We start from the raw sequence: 15,278 nt of genomic DNA on the forward strand, positions 1-15,278 counted from the left end.
AATAAATAAACACTGTTTATTTATTGGAGGACATATGCCAACCGCAGATGAGTTAGAGGAAAAGGGACTTCGCAAAGGTAGTCGCAACCGAAGTGATGGGCAAAAGGCACAGCTTCGAAGTCACATCCTGCACACAGCAACTGAAATGTTCGTGGAGCTAGGGTACCACGATTTTTCTATGCGAAAGTTAGCTATGAGAGTAGGCTGTTCAGCGGCTACTTTATATTTATATTTTCATGATAAAGACGATTTGTTGTTTACATCAATCGATAACACATTTACCCTTTTTCGCAATCAACTTGCAGATGCAGCTATTAGAAGTAACGATCCATGGGAGCGACTGAGCAGTTTGGCTGAAGCTTATGTCCATTTTGGAATAAACAATCCAGCCTACTATCGGTTGATGTTTATGTGGAGAGTCGATTATTTAAATGGCTCACAGAAAGGGGAAAACAATCTTCGTGTTGAAGCCTTTCAGGTTCTGGCTGATACAGTGACCTATGCTATTGAGCACGGAGCAATGCAGCCTGGCGACCCAATTGTATACAGTGACGTCCTTTGGTCCGTCATGCATGGAATTGTTGCGCTAGCAATCCAGATACCAGGATTTGATGAACAAAGAACGGAAAATCTCACTGAACTTGCGAAAATGATGATCTATAAGGCCTTTCATCAGTAGGCCTTTTTTAAAAAACATAACTGAACAGCGTTCATCAATATTCAAATTATAGTGAGGAGGGATTATTATACCTACATTTTCATTTTTTCTCATCATTCACATTGTTGCCGGATCAATTTGTTTACTAAGTGGGGCTGTAGCCATTTTCGCACGCAAACGAAAAGGTGTACACACTAAGATTGGCGAATTATATCATGCCTGCTACCTAATTGTGTTTATTACTGCTATCGTCATGTCCATAATGAGGTGGTCACAATTACAGTATCTTTTTTACATCGCAATCTTTTCTTATTCACTTGCACTCTATGGCTATTTGGCGAAAAAGTTCCGCTGGAAAGAATGGTTACGTAAACATATCACAGGTATGCTCGGATCATATATCGGGGTTATTACTGCTGTACTAGTAGTAAACGGTGAGCCCGTTTCATATGTGACAGGACTTCCATACTTATCACTTTGGTTCATCCCAACCATAATAGGCACTCCTCTAATTATGTATATAACAAATAAGTTTTTGCGCCCTCGAAAACGGAGTAAATAGGTCGTTTAACTAGTTGATAATAACCACTGTTAAATGTATATCGTTTAGGGGTGAAGTACCAAACTGTTGATAGTGATAAATTGATCAATAATACAACAGTCGGTTTTGTTTTCATTCCACCCCTCCTAAGCAACGATATTCTCACAGATCTATTTTCGACTGCACCTTTAGAGATGTTGTAGCATCTCCTACCCAAATTAGGCTATTCACAGCAATATCAATCTGTTCCGTTAACTCTACAACTACTTGACTCGTATATTGCTCAAAATGTGGCTTTTTAGAATCTGTATTCGTTTCGCTGGAAGTTGGTGTAGCTGAGTTTGCGACCGACGTTTCAGTTGACTCCGCGGTCCCGCTCGGTCCCACACCAGATTCAGTAGCAGTCTCCTCATTTGCTGTATCATCTAGGCTTGTACGACAAGATGAATCAATGACTGTACCTGTCATTGGAGTCAGTTGAGATTCGACTGAACCATCCCCTTTTTCCAGCTGCACCGACAACTTTTCGGTCTTAAACTGCTTACATACTTCAGCACTTTTAAACATAAATACTAAAGAAGTCTGTGCTTTCTGCTCGTTTGTAGCTTCCTTCTGCTCTACATAAACAATAGTATCTTGCTCTTCACCTACAACAGTTCCGTCTGATGGTGTCGGCGTTATTGTAGGTGACGGCTCAATCGGAATGGTTGGAACTTCTACATTTTCTTTATTGGAATTACCTTCTTCTGATAGTGTCAACATAATGCCAGAAAAGAGCATAATACACCCTAACACAGCAATAAAAATAATTTTCGATCCTTTACCACCTTTACGCAGCAAACGGACTAGTGGGGAAGAAAGCTCTAACTGCGCTTCTTTTAAAATAGCTTGTAACTTATCTCCGCTTTCATTAAAAAATTGCTTCCAATTTGCTCGTTTCTTAAGAGCAGCAGGATCATAAGATATGAAGTATGTCATAATTGCCGCTTTGTAAGCTGGCACAATCCCTCTTGGACGCATAAAGTGAGCATTTGTTTCCGACCACAAGAAGAAACGATAGATTGTTTCTTTCTCCACACATTTATTATGGAGGAACTGGAGTAAACCGTTGTAATCTACTACTTCCAGCTCAGGTGAACGCAGAAAGGCAAGAATCAGCTTTGGAAAATCAGTTTCCGTCAAATCCGTCGCGAGCAGATTACGCCCTACCCCTTGCACCCGACTAACCTCTTGAGGTGTTAAACTATCAAGTAAAGATTCCTTGGGCTCTTTCTGTTGAAACCAATAATAAAGTGCTTCTAGCATACGAGCAACCGACGATTGATTACTTCCATTCAACCTTTTATTCCACTTCAGCAATCGCTTATTATCACTCAAAAAAGTTGCTTTCTTTAATCCGTCACGCGTTAGTTTCTCAGGATCAAGCTCGTTTAACATCAATTGATAGACCCAGTATTGAAGTTCTTCACCTAATTCACTTACTCCGCTATTTGCTTTTCCACTTCCTAACTTCGAGTCTGCTTCCAAAACAAATAGCTGTTCGAAGATCATGTTAGAAGCACCTAGTGAATAACGTTCTTTAGTCAACTTTAAGCTCAGACTTTCGCGAGCAATTGTATAAAACTGCTCATATTCATACAACTTCGGATATGCATTTCCAAACTCTACTATTGATTGAATCATATCTTTCAGTGGGATGCTCTTTAGCTTTTGAGATAAGTATGGAAAAAATAAACTTTGTGCTAATCTGCCCTCTGCTACAATTTTATTAAAAAAAGTTTTACGAAGTGGAGCATTACCCTCCACCGTTTCATAATAAGTTGCAACTGCCTCTTGATCATTTCCTCTGCTCGCATTAGAAATGGCATGAACAAGAAAAGCAACTAACTTATGTTCGATCATTTTCCCTACAATCCCATAATAGTCTCTAAATATTAAAACAGTATCTTTAGATGGAATAGCACCTTTACTAAGCTTGTCGTATTCATGGTCAAAATGAGCTAAAAACAGATCATTTAGTTGAACCTTAGCATCAATCGCACCTGGAATACTTAAATATTGAAGTGCACCTCGTAGAATTGAAACCTGATGCTTTTCAAATAATGCCCCATCACCTTCTAAACTTCTGTACATAACAGATAGCTCATGATAGGTTGAAGCAGCTTGTACTCTCTCCGCTTCCATCCCTTCAAGCATTGTACTAGCGAATTGAAAGAAGTTCTCTATCTCTTCTTTTCGATCGATATTCGTCCATACAAAGTCAAGAAAAGGTTGATCTAACCCATCCATATCTACATTCAAAATACGATCATTGGCAAGATCAAAAATAAACTCCTTTTCCATCTCACGATCTAATGTACGCAAACTACTCGATTCCACGAATGAAAGATGAATCCCTTTACGACTAATTGGTTCTTTCGAATAGGTAACAAATCCAAGCATCTTACGAAGAGCGTAAGGTAGGCAGCTATATAAAACGACTAGAAGATCCTTAGCTCTATTTGAGAGTTTATTAATAGGAACATCAAGTGAAATGTACACTTTTTTCTTACCGCCAAGAGAAGTCATTACAGCATGTAGAAGTGCCTTAAACTGTCTTTCACCAATTCCTAGCTCGGAAAGTAGCTTATGTGACGATAGCTCACTTCTTCTTTCCGAAACTTGCGGAAGACGAGAAAGTTGTTCAATTTCAGTCCCTTGTTCAATTAAATAATCCTCTCTAAATGACGCTGATAGCCAGCTTAAATAATCCTGATTAGACTGGGCGCCATAGCTTGCCGGAATTACATAGTGATGACTAAAAAACGCACTGCGAAGTCCTGTGAAATCCGCTGATCGATACACGCTTCGACCAAGAACAACTTCGCCTTGCTCTAGATGAATCAGATGGACAGCATCAGGATAAGCGCTATTGTCCTTCTGACCACTTGCAACTAGCTCCGCAGGTGCATCATATGCACAAAGCGGATGAAGCACTTTTTTGACAAAAGAAGGGTCTAGTCCACTCGATATAGCGATCGTGTCATACCCTTCAGTAGAACGGAATATGCCACGCCTCTCACGAGTGTACAATTGCTGCTGAATAGATGTGCGAGGCGTTTGATCTGCCACTAGTCTCTTCTCCCCTCAATATAGTTCAGCTTGTACAACAGCCATATGAATGGTTCATCCACTCGAATCGGACTCACAACTGTCTGTAGTTTTTGATCGACTGGGTTACTGCCAAGTGCTGAAACGGCATAATAAGCTGTATCGGTAAAATAAACATCCATCGTTCCTTTAAATGGACGATCCACTTTTTCTATAAAACGGCGAATTTCACCATCGATATTTTCAAATTCAGTTAAATTGAAATAATTGCGATGTATCATATTGTTAAAGATGTTGCTGTTACTCTTAATATATTCGCCTTCTTCATCTTTGAGAGAATGAAGCATATCACTTTTAGTGAGTACTACTGCTGTAGGAATATCTGTTTTCCCTTTATCTTGATGAGCAATAAAATCACCAAACATCGTAAGAACGACATCACGCGGCTCATCATATTGAGATACCCACTCTCCAGGTGTATCTCCATGTTTAATTCTTATTTTGTCACGGATCGAACGAATTTGAAGCGGATCTACCATAAATAAAATGCCTGCCGAGTTTTTAATATGTTGGCCATGCAATCCTAGATAGTCCTGTTCCACCATACCTTCACCTGCCACATCAAAAAATACGAGTGTAAGCGGCGGCGTTTCTTCATCTTTAAATACAAACTGGAAAATAAACGGTTCCTGCATCTTCTCCTTCTGAGTAGAAGCAAGCAAATCGCCACGTTCAAATAGTGGCTCTTCATAGTTTGTACGGAACTTTCGGCTAATTTCCGCGTTAAGCGGCATACATGCAGCATTAAAGTGATCTGCCGTAGTATGTTGCAACGTATGAATAAGCGATGTCATATACACCGATTTTCCAACCTGTGAAGCACCAATAATCGAAATGATGTTGCTTGGCACCTTACCAGCCGTCACGGGAAGTTCGTTATGACACTTCGGACATAACCTTCTACGAGTTAACTCACCATAACGGTCTCTTAATCCTGCTAGCACATGCCCTGAATAAATATGTTCTTCAGACGGCACATCTTGCGGGCGTATGACAGCTTCTATATCGTAAAGTGAATCAAGTCCGAATCGCTCTCGATATTTATTAAGTTCCTCATCCTCGCCAAGCGCAAAGTCTTCATCGTCCTCACGAGAATGTGTAGCGCGAAACACAACTTGCTCAGGTGAAAATTTACTAAAGCAATACGGGCATACGATATCATAAAACAACGGCTTCGGCTTACTCTCTGGTTTCTTCTTAAATAGATCAAACAGACCCATGTTTTTTACCTCCCAAGGTTTGCAAGGCAAACCTACTTCGTAAGCATTATCCCAAGGTTTGTGGAACAAACCTACTTCGTAAGCTTTATCTAGCAATTAGTTCATATAATTGCCCGTGTGTACGTCCATCGGTTAAAAATAATCGAACATAGTCTGACTTTCCTACTTCAATAGGAGGAAGAATATTTTTACCCGCTGAGAAAGGCACTACAAATGGATAAAGTACGCCATCATCTCTGTTCGCAGGGAAACTTCCACTCTTTTTCACATAGCACAATACGTCATTCTCTAAAGCTACTTCCGTATTCACTTCAATCCCGATACTTTTGTGTTTGCGGAACAATCCACCTTTTTCCGTCACGGAATAATAGATTTTCGCTTTTCCTGCACTTATTTCAATTATATTTCCACGGTTGGGCTGTTCCAGCAAAAAAGAGCCCTCTTTAGTCTCAATTAGAACATAAACGGTAAACCGATAAATGCGAGCACTTTCGAGACGACTGACGTAACCGTTATTTGCTTTGTATTCAGCTTTTGTATACAACTTTAATCGATTAACATCTTCTCTAGAGTCTTCACATTCGTCTAACGCTACTTTGCGTATATAGACCGCATCAACACCTGTTGGCCAAGTCCAGCGGAGCGTACATCTATCTTTTTCCAACATACGAGTAAGGCCTGTAATAAGGGGTGTACCTTCTTCTGCGATTTTAATCTGCATCTTTCTCATCCCCTCATCGTTCTAGAAACCATGACTGCGACCTTCCCTATTCCGCCCATTTCTACTGCTAACAACTGGACTTTCAAGAGATCCACTTCTACCTCGCCCAGTATTTTTCCGTTCACCAACTGGTACGACTAATGTAAACAGCGAGATGACCAAAGCAAGCACTAGTGCTGCTAATAATCGAATTAATCCATCTGTAAACGAATGCCCTGACAGGCCTGCATTCATAATAAATCCTGCTATTAACCCACCTACAATACCTCCAGTACCGAAACTGAGTGCTAAGAAACGGTTATCGAACATTAGCCCAAGCGATAAACCAATAGCTAATCCGATGACTACGAATGATAATACGCGTAACATTTTATAAATCGAATGCTCCTCGGGTGCATTGGCATTAATAGAATGCAACATCCGATTATCAATCGTCATATAAATATCGCTAAATGCAGCCGCAAGTCCGTCTGACTTAGAAACGTCGTAATATCTTCCTCCGGTTGAATCCGCAATATCTTGTAGCAAAGCAACCCCTTGATCGTTTCCTATTTTGAGTCCTATTGTATGGAGCGCTATATTTTGATTTTGAAATTCATTAATTTGTGCTGTAATGTCCGATTCACTAAAACCATCTGATAATAAAATGGCCATCGTCCCTCGTTCCGCAAATTGCTTCTCTTTAATAACATCTAAAGCCGTTTGGAGTGCCGCACTATAGTTTGTACCGCCTTCCGTTGCAGTGATGGAATCCATCACCTCATAGATCTTATTTTTTTCTTCCACTGTACCCGCACTTACAAAGGGCATATACAATTCAGATGCATCTGCAAATGTAACAATTGCTACCCGCTTTTCTTTGTTCATCTCAGCGATTAGACCTTTAGCAGCTTTGTAACGATCATTATTAGGGTCAGTCTCAGTCATGCTTCCGGAATTATCAATGACCAAAACGATATCTCTAACTTTTTTTGTACCGCCAAAATCTAACCCAAAAACAAACTGAAGTGCCCCACCAATTACAAACAATGAAACAAGTGTTGCCGGAAGGAGTAATTTCCACGATAAATCCATATATCGTTGCCGCCAAGAATGACCATTTAATTTCGGTGATATCATCTCAGCAATCAAACAGGAAAGACCTATACATAAAGCAAGAATGCCGAAGTATAATCCAACAGCAACATAGCTTGGCCACGCCTCTGGTAGCGTAAGCATAACAACCTCGCTAATCGCGAATCCGATGGTTGCGCCTATTAAGCTGAACAGTAGAAGCAGCATATTTATTTTCCGTTGCATATTTTCAGCACCCTCTCACCTTAGCTATAAATCATATTTCGCACTTATCGTTACCGAAGTACCGGAAGTTCGTTCTGATCGATCGAATGAAACTTGTATCCATCCTTCAAATACGCTTCATAAAACACCTTTGCATTACGATAATAAATTAAATCTTCTAAGTGGAATCCACCCATCAAATGGAGCTTCTCTACACCACTACTACGATTTTCGTGTAAGCTCCCAAGCTTATGAATGCGTGACGCTTCATCCATTCCGAATGCATAGCGAATAAATTCACTATTTCGATCCCCGAAAAAGTACTGTTCTTCATAACGGAGCTTATGTGTATAGTCGAACAATCGAATATTGATCGTCGCATTCTCTTCCAGCATGCGATATAACTGCTGAAACAACTCATCTTTCGGCAACACTTTACGATTGCTATAAGAGACAGAAACATTAGCACGTTGTAGTAATTCTTCTTCAAATGATTGATTAAAACGTTCTGTCGTTAAGATATCTCTTCGGCAAACTATAATCAAGCGTTCGATAAACGAAGATTCCCCTTGCTCTATCCGTTCTAGAACATTACCGATGTAACGTTCCTCGAACAACATCGAAGCTCCCCGCTTCTCCTCAAGTTCTTGAATAACGTCAGTCGTAACTCGCTCGTAATATTCAAAAACATTTTGCCCGATATAATCATCACTTAAAGAGATACTTTGTTTTGCTGCCATCTTAAGCTGAGCTCTTAAATCATTCATACGCTCGATTCGAACACGATACCATTGATTAAGCACTTCAAGCTCAATCGCGAATCGTCGATAAATGGAAAGCTCTGTCTCAAGCTTTAACACTGCTAGGCGTAGTCCATAAACGACATCCAAAAAAGTATGGATAAAAGTACGAACATTTCGTTTATCCATAAACGGTACTCGCTGAAACTTCAAATCTTCAACTCGCATCGAAAGTGTCGCTTCAAGCTCTTGCTGAACATCTTCAATCGCCCTCGTTAGCTCACGAATTTTATCACGAACGGATAGCGTGACTTCTCCGGTTGCATTGTTTTCATCCGTCCACTTAAACAAATGATAAAAAGTAATTTCGGTATGTTCTTTCATACTTCGAGATAGTGAGTACTGAATTTCCTTAGAAATATTAATGTTCTGAAGTCTACGTTCAGCAGCTTCTACAAAATGTTTATTAAAAAACGCTTCGCAGCCATTTCCATAAAGAGCAGCTTCCGCTTCTCTAAGCGTCATGCCTCGTAATTGCTCGTACTTTATACCGCTTGTAATAAGCCCTTTCATATCATCAAGCTTATCACCATCAGAAATCATCTCGTTGCTTCTTCCCGTAAGTGTTACTGCATCTAACCCGAAGAAACGCAACTTTTCCTTAGAACCAAGTTCTGTCGTCGCTTGTAATCTCACAATAATTTGATCGAACAGATGATATAACACGGTTAATGCAATAGCGTAAGCGGGCCTTTGTACTTTCGCTAATCCTGCTGAAACAAACCCTATTCTGCCTGATTCTGCCCTTAAACTATGCTTAAAGGATGTATTGTTATAGCTTTCTCCGCTATAGTGTACACTAGAATCTTTACGACTTTTATTTTTCAGAAGCATGATACGACATATGATTTCATAGTTATGCTCCATGCCGTTATGTGCTGTCATTCCTCTTTCATTACGATCCGACAACATATATACAAGATCAAAGAGCGAAGCTGGGCCATGATCTACAGGAATTGTGAGCCCATCACCCGTCATTTGCAGAGGAGCATTATAGTGGAAATCCGGCTGTTGAAACCGCTCGAGCTCACGTAAAAAGCTAATACCCGATGCAGCTGCATAACCGAATGTCTCCGCTTGTTCTCTCTCCTGAATGAGGACAAACAGGTCCATCTGAACTGATTTAAACAATGATCCAAAGATCGATTGAGCAAGGAGCACAACATCTGGCAATAATATATTCATTGGATCATCAGCTCTAGTAATAACAGCTAAATGAAGTCGATCAAAAGAAGCGTACATACGTCCATAGTCACCAATCGAATCGTTAATACGGCGCAGTGTACGATTGAGTACTATTAAATGTTCTCCCGTTGAATGAAAGCTCTTGCCGATCTGCTCTCTTATTGTCCTTTTGTCATCAAGGATTGTTGGTAAACCAGTCAATGGGATATTGAAAAAATTATTCCCGCTTCCCTTACCCGCATTAGCTCCACTAGTGCTAGAAACATGACAATAAACGACTCCTGCATTGTTCGCCCATCTCAGCTCATTAGACTTCATCATCGGTTCAATCGCTTGTTCTGATTCATCCCCAATAAATAGAAATACGGTTGGATAATGAATGCTACTCTGATCATCTTCCGTTCCTTTTAACCGCTGCTCAGCTGCCGAATAATCGGCAGCATATTGTTCTATCATCGCTCTCATCCTTATTTCAACTTTCTGCGAATATCATGAAGCTTAGCTGTCATCCCTTTATAAAATTGATACAGATCTTCACCATTTGCCAGTTCAGCTTTCTCATATTCCAGACGTTCGCGTGCATCAAGGAAAATGCCGAATAAATCATCAAGCTTTGTGACAAGCGAAGACGTATCTTCATTTGATGTTAACTCTGTAACTCTACGAGTTGCTTTACGCATAAGGGTACTGCGACTCTTCTCATCCAACCCGCGGAAACTTTCGAACACTTCATATTCGACATAATTACTGCCCTTCATTAAATTCGCAAACGGCGACCATGCTTCTTCTTCAGAATCTCGATCATAAACAAATAGTGCACCGCGTTTACAAATCGTATCTGTATATAACGCTTCAATAAATTGTTCTAACCACTTCTCTTCACTTTCATGAAGAAGCAATAATTGTTCTAACTCTTTAATTGAGGCAACTAACGAATCCATCTTCGCGAGCTCCTCACGTACACGCCGCAGTTGCTGAGGTGATCGAATTAGATTTTCTTGAGCTAGTTCCTCTGTATAACTACCGAAAATATCTTTTGTAGATTCCGTTTCAATACCACCGTCAAGCAACCTCTTAAGCTCATTAACTGCTCGTTTTACTTCACCTAAATTTGGCTTTGCACCTTCCAAATTCATCGGGAATGCCTTTAATACTTCCGAAACTTGGAGCGGTTTCGTGAATCGAACGTTATACCGATTGCTAAGCGGGTTGTCGATCCCCTTTTCAGCAATAATGCCATAGCCTACTGCATTTGCGAATTCTTCACGAACTCTCGCATTATAGCTCTGCACTCTGCGGTTCATGTATGTTTCTCCCCAAGACTTCTCAGGGATTGGGGACGGTAGGTACGTCCAATTGTCCTTATCGCTTTGAACAAGGTGACGCCCTATTCCTTCTTTGTCCAAAATAGTACGCTCGTAACTCTCCTCATATACTTTCAGCGGCGTATAGACGAATAGCGGCACGCCGTTTCTCGTGTTTAGCCAGAAAATGCGATTACGAACTTCACTTTCCTTAATTGTAAAATGGGACTTACCAATCGAGCTGTTCTGATAGTTCCGAATACCTCTTAAGATGCTTGGTGCTTGCACCGGGACGGAAACGAATCCCCATGAAGGAACATGCAAGCTACCAGCGCTATTGCTCAAATGGAAAACAGGAATTGCTTCCTCATCGAGTTTGCTTGCGATATGTCGCTCAACAAACTTTTCGATTGATTCATCATTACCATATTTCATCACTAAGAAATCTTCCATCGACTTCGTAATCAAATCACCGAATTTATCTGTAAGAAACTCTGATATTGAACCAACGATATCAACTTCTTGCTCTTTCACCCATAGATTAGAATGATCAAGTAGCTCTCTCGTAAAGTCGCGGATTAAGTCTTCTCCATCTTTGTTATCCATTATTCGACCAATAACACTAGAGATATCCGGCACACTTACAATGTTCCAATAATAAGTTTTGTTCCCCTTATGATCACCTTGTTCTTCTCCACTCGTAAGAATTTCACCATTTTTGGCAAAGATCGTATTGAGCACATTCAATATTTCCGTATAAACGTTATAAATGCGGTTGTTCTCAGCGTTAAGCAACTCATGTAAATCTTCATAAAATTCAATTAGTTGTTCCATTCGCTCAACGTCTGCACGCAGCCAATATTCATTTATTTTTGCTTCAATATAGTTGTTCTTTTTCTTATCTTTCGAAACAAATGCGCTCTTCGCATCGCCCATACGCTCGTCAGCTTGTTCTCTTGCCGCCTCAATATCTCTCGGAAGTCTTAATAATCCTTCACGCAATGTTTCGATATAAGAAAGAAGCATCTTTAACAAACAGAAACCTTTTTCCGTATAAAGTAGTCGCGACACGTAAAATGGCCCTTGCTCAGGATGAAGGAAAGTTCGGCGTATTTGCTCAGTAAAATTAGCTGTAATTTCGCCAGGATACTGTTTTTTCGCCTTAATATATTCTTCACGAGCTCTAGCTAGGAAGTTTTGCTCTAATTCAGTGTCCATATTGACCGCTTGCATCTTGATCACATTGTTATAGCTTAATCTTTCGCTATTTTCGAAGCCTGGTAACGGTTCAGGTACACGTGAGTCAAACGTCTTCATCATCGTGTCTAGATCAATGCCAAGTTTGCGAACAAACTTCTCTACATCGTCTTGAGACGGCGCTTTTTGAAACATTCCTTCCATCTTCTGAAACAATCGATAAGCTAAATAAGTGGTCATCTCTTCAATCGGAAGCACTGCTGAAGAAGCACCTATAATATTGTAATCATAGTTAGCAGGATACATCTTGTGCATCTGAGCAATGTTCGTCCGAATGTTGCTAATATAATCATGAATGGCGAACTCTTCGCCAGATTGTTTTTCTTCACTCGATATAAAGTTAGTAATATTTTCAGCTGTTACGTTCATGCAATAATCGTATGCATTGTCAAGAAGCTTGCCTTCTGTGTTCGTTGCTGAAATGAGATGACATAGGTTGAATGGAGGTAGTGGCGAGTTAACAGATAAGATATTGCCATATTGCTGTTTGAAACGCTCACCTCTAGCATCTACGTTCATCCAATAATCCAATTCCTTAAGCGCTGCGTAACCATTTTTCTTAATATATTCCCGCGTGTGATCGCTTAAGCTTTTGTTCGCTAGGTTAATGTCCGGTGTAAACAAATAACCTAACGTATTCACTCGATCAATACCAGCAGCACCGTGATCACGTTCAATAATACCTCTAACGATATAAGAAATATCGAGGAAGCAACCACTACCCGTCCCACCAGATAATCCAGTAAGAAGGAATACCATTAACTTTTTATTAGTGCCAACGGACAATGTCTTAATTTTTTTATCAATACTTTGTACTACTTGATTAATCTTTGTGAACAGCAGCAATCGTCCAGCTTGGCGTACACCCGCTGCACCGTTCATTCCATCCGTAATACTTAATTCTGGAGAAAGCCAATCCGTTATGTACGGCTCCAAAATGCTACGATTTTGCAGTAGTCCTCCGACTTCAGCATTCGACAGTAATACAAATTCATTAATGGGATCAAGACCGACCCCTTTATATTTTTTGTTCCGGTCCTGTTCATTCGTCTCGAAAGCGAGAAACTCTACATTATCGGGTTTATCGCGTTTTCTCTTCGAAATTGGATCTTCTGGTAACTTAAATCTGCGGTTAATCTGATATTTTAATCGGAGCAAAGCATCGATACCTGTACCGCCAAGTCCAATAATTAATATGGGATTGTCAATTGTGTCTACCCTTATCTTTTCACTAACAATACCGCCGCCTAACGATACATCAAGTTGTTGAATATGCTCTCTTACGATTGGTTTCATTGATATTTGCCTCCTGGGTTGTTGTTAAATGAGATATTCGATGTAGATCGTTTTGTCTACTTGCGTCAGCGTTACTGTTAGTCTGTCTCCACTTTGAAGCTCCAGACCACGTCCATCAGCGACCGCTCTTCCGAACTTTTCTACTTTGCATACAGAACTATTAAACAACATGATTTTGTCATTGTTCGCGGGTTTGAAGATAACCTTTTCCGTTTCCTTGAACTCAGGGGCTAGCTGCAATAATTGATGAAGCTGGAATTTTCCTTTAAAATGGTTTAATTTTTTATATTGCGGCGAAGATTTATCTCCTGTATTTTCATCTCGAATCTCAATAATCAATTGTCCAACGAATCCGCGATTTTTCTCCTTTAACATCCGGCTAATCCAATAAGCAAGTGCTAGGAGTCCGATTAATAGAGCAACACCAATTACGACGATTAAAGTCGGAAACGGCTTGTCATTAGATTCTGTAACTGGCGGGCTAGTAGGCTTTGCCGCTCCAGATGCAGCTGAGATTGTTAATAATGCACTCTCTCGGAAAAAACTCTTCTCTTCCGCCCTTACTTTAATTTCATATTTACGTTTATCCGCCACCTTATAGTCGCCTTCAAAGTGGTCACCTGTGTTTGTCATCTTTATTTCTTCAGATTTACCTGTCGTTACATCTTTAACGAACATAACCGCGTTCATGTTGCTATATTGCGCTGTATCGCTAAGTTTTTGTCCTCCACTTGCTAAAAAAGCTTTAACTTTTACCGTGTCGCCCTTGGAAAAAGTAGTTGACTTAAGCGGTTCAAGCTCAAGTGTCAAATCGTAGTTGAAGATTAAGTTAATATCGATTTTATCCTTTGCCACACCTTTTACTTGCAGAGTCCAATCACCTTGGTCTGGCTTAATCAGTTTCATTAAAGAATAGCTCTTCGATTTTGCTAACAACACTTCTTGAGATGGAATGGCAACAGCATTCCCCGATGGATCAATTAGTTTGGCCTCTACTGGCTTATTCGACATAATCGAAATGTTTGCTTCCAGTACATTGCTGTTAGGAACAGTAATTTTCACATCTTGATATGCTCCATTCGCAGTTAACGAGTTAACTGGAACGATGTTGAGTTCCAAATGGCTAGCAAATATTTCACTTAATATTTGAGGTAAGTCATCTGCTGAATCGGTAACGAACGACTTACCATCTGTCTGCTTTGATAAATCTTCTATTGCGTTCTTGTTAAGTTTACCGTCTGCGTTCAAACCAATTGTGTAGATTGGAATGCCGCTATCATTAGCCCCTTTGACAGCTTTCTTCATCACTTCATTTGATTCCGCTTCTGTTCGACCAGATTTCGGATCAAGCGAGGTGTTTCCATCCGTTAACAATATTATGATTGGCTCTCTACCTGCAGTAGCCCCATCCTCTAATATTTGTACAGCTCCCTCTATCCCTACCGATAAATCCGTATATGAACCTCGATCCAATTGATCGATAAACGATTTTAAGTTTTCTTTATCGTCTGCTGAACGAATTTCGAGAAGCGCCTTCTCACGCTGAATCTCATCGGTATATGCTACAATACCTACTCGATCACCTTTCTCGGATAACATATCAATAAACATTTTCATAGCTTCATTACCTATCTTCTGATGATCACTTTTATCCATTGAATGGCTCACATCTAGTACAAGTACTGCATCAATCTTTGAAGCGCCCCCGGCAGCTGCTATAATTGACACATTGCTTAAGCACATAAATACCACAATTGCTATGATGATAAAATAATCTCTATATCTTTTTTGTAAAATCATGATAGTCCTCCTTGGCCACATTGCCGATATATTGTCTAAACTAGTTCAAAAGTCATCGTTAGTCATGA

At 40.1% G+C, this 15,278-nt stretch carries 10 protein-coding genes; 2 read left to right on the forward strand and 8 right to left on the reverse strand.

Going from position 1 to position 15,278, the window contains the following annotated elements; all coding sequences use genetic code 11:
- Window positions 1-34: 34 nt before the first annotated feature.
- Together I6N90_RS11270 and I6N90_RS24730 are read left to right on the forward strand one after the other, a co-directional pair.
- Window positions 35-679, forward strand: coding sequence for a TetR/AcrR family transcriptional regulator (locus tag I6N90_RS11270; RefSeq protein ID WP_197935594.1), 645 nt, complete (start codon window positions 35-37; stop codon window positions 677-679).
- Between the two features lie 67 nt (window positions 680-746).
- Window positions 747-1,220 (forward strand): DUF2306 domain-containing protein, encoded by a 474-nt coding sequence (locus I6N90_RS24730; protein WP_332262450.1) that lies wholly within the window; start codon window positions 747-749, stop codon window positions 1,218-1,220.
- Here I6N90_RS24730 and I6N90_RS11275 read toward each other — a convergent pair.
- From I6N90_RS11275 to I6N90_RS11310, 8 genes are all read right to left on the reverse strand, one after another.
- The gene (locus I6N90_RS11275) at window positions 1,171-1,335 is read right to left on the reverse strand and encodes a hypothetical protein (protein WP_197935595.1); all 165 of its coding nucleotides are present in this window, start codon (window positions 1,333-1,335) and stop codon (window positions 1,171-1,173) included. The genes I6N90_RS24730 and I6N90_RS11275 overlap by 50 nt on opposite strands.
- A 26-nt stretch (window positions 1,336-1,361) precedes the next feature.
- Window positions 1,362-4,310, reverse strand: coding sequence for a GAP1-N2 domain-containing protein (locus I6N90_RS11280; protein WP_197935596.1), 2,949 nt, complete (start codon window positions 4,308-4,310; stop codon window positions 1,362-1,364).
- Window positions 4,310-5,569 (reverse strand): TRAFAC clade GTPase domain-containing protein, encoded by a 1,260-nt coding sequence (locus I6N90_RS11285; protein ID WP_197935597.1) that lies wholly within the window; start codon window positions 5,567-5,569, stop codon window positions 4,310-4,312. The genes I6N90_RS11280 and I6N90_RS11285 overlap by 1 nt, the downstream gene beginning before the upstream one ends.
- Window positions 5,570-5,654: 85 nt before the next feature.
- Entirely contained in the window at window positions 5,655-6,290 is a 636-nt protein-coding gene (locus I6N90_RS11290; protein ID WP_197935598.1) for a beta-mannanase, read from the reverse strand.
- Window positions 6,291-6,311: 21 nt separating this feature from the next.
- Window positions 6,312-7,589, reverse strand: a complete 1,278-nt coding sequence (locus tag I6N90_RS11295) for a vWA domain-containing protein (protein ID WP_197935599.1) — start codon at window positions 7,587-7,589, stop codon at window positions 6,312-6,314.
- 50 nt (window positions 7,590-7,639) lie between these two features.
- Window positions 7,640-10,009: a transcription initiation factor TFIID gene (locus I6N90_RS11300; RefSeq protein ID WP_232242865.1), complete on the reverse strand. Its 2,370-nt coding sequence runs from the start codon at window positions 10,007-10,009 to the stop codon at window positions 7,640-7,642.
- 11 nt (window positions 10,010-10,020) lie between these two features.
- Window positions 10,021-13,410: a tubulin-like doman-containing protein gene (locus I6N90_RS11305; RefSeq protein ID WP_197935600.1), complete on the reverse strand. Its 3,390-nt coding sequence runs from the start codon at window positions 13,408-13,410 to the stop codon at window positions 10,021-10,023.
- A gap of 24 nt (window positions 13,411-13,434) precedes the next feature.
- The gene (locus I6N90_RS11310) at window positions 13,435-15,210 is read right to left on the reverse strand and encodes a vWA domain-containing protein (protein ID WP_197935601.1); all 1,776 of its coding nucleotides are present in this window, start codon (window positions 15,208-15,210) and stop codon (window positions 13,435-13,437) included.
- Window positions 15,211-15,278: the final 68 nt, after the last annotated feature.

Origin of the sequence: Paenibacillus sp. GSMTC-2017 (genome assembly GCF_016019935.1) — a bacterium.
Classification (GTDB): Bacteria; Bacillota; Bacilli; order Paenibacillales; family Paenibacillaceae; genus Pristimantibacillus.

What these genes read in the sequence shown, in the direction of transcription:
- I6N90_RS11270 (WP_197935594.1), top strand. Translation starts at nt 35, where the DNA reads ATGCCAACCGCAGATGAGTTAGAGGAAAAGGGACTTCGCAAAGGTAGT.
- I6N90_RS11275 (WP_197935595.1), bottom strand. Translation starts at nt 1,335, where the DNA reads ATGAAAACAAAACCGACTGTTGTATTATTGATCAATTTATCACTATCA.
- I6N90_RS11285 (WP_197935597.1), bottom strand. Translation starts at nt 5,569, where the DNA reads ATGGGTCTGTTTGATCTATTTAAGAAGAAACCAGAGAGTAAGCCGAAG.
- I6N90_RS11290 (WP_197935598.1), bottom strand. Translation starts at nt 6,290, where the DNA reads ATGCAGATTAAAATCGCAGAAGAAGGTACACCCCTTATTACAGGCCTT.
- I6N90_RS11295 (WP_197935599.1), bottom strand. Translation starts at nt 7,589, where the DNA reads ATGCAACGGAAAATAAATATGCTGCTTCTACTGTTCAGCTTAATAGGC.
- I6N90_RS11300 (WP_232242865.1), bottom strand. Translation starts at nt 10,009, where the DNA reads ATGATAGAACAATATGCTGCCGATTATTCGGCAGCTGAGCAGCGGTTA.
- I6N90_RS11305 (WP_197935600.1), bottom strand. Translation starts at nt 13,410, where the DNA reads ATGAAACCAATCGTAAGAGAGCATATTCAACAACTTGATGTATCGTTA.
- I6N90_RS11310 (WP_197935601.1), bottom strand. Translation starts at nt 15,210, where the DNA reads ATGATTTTACAAAAAAGATATAGAGATTATTTTATCATCATAGCAATT.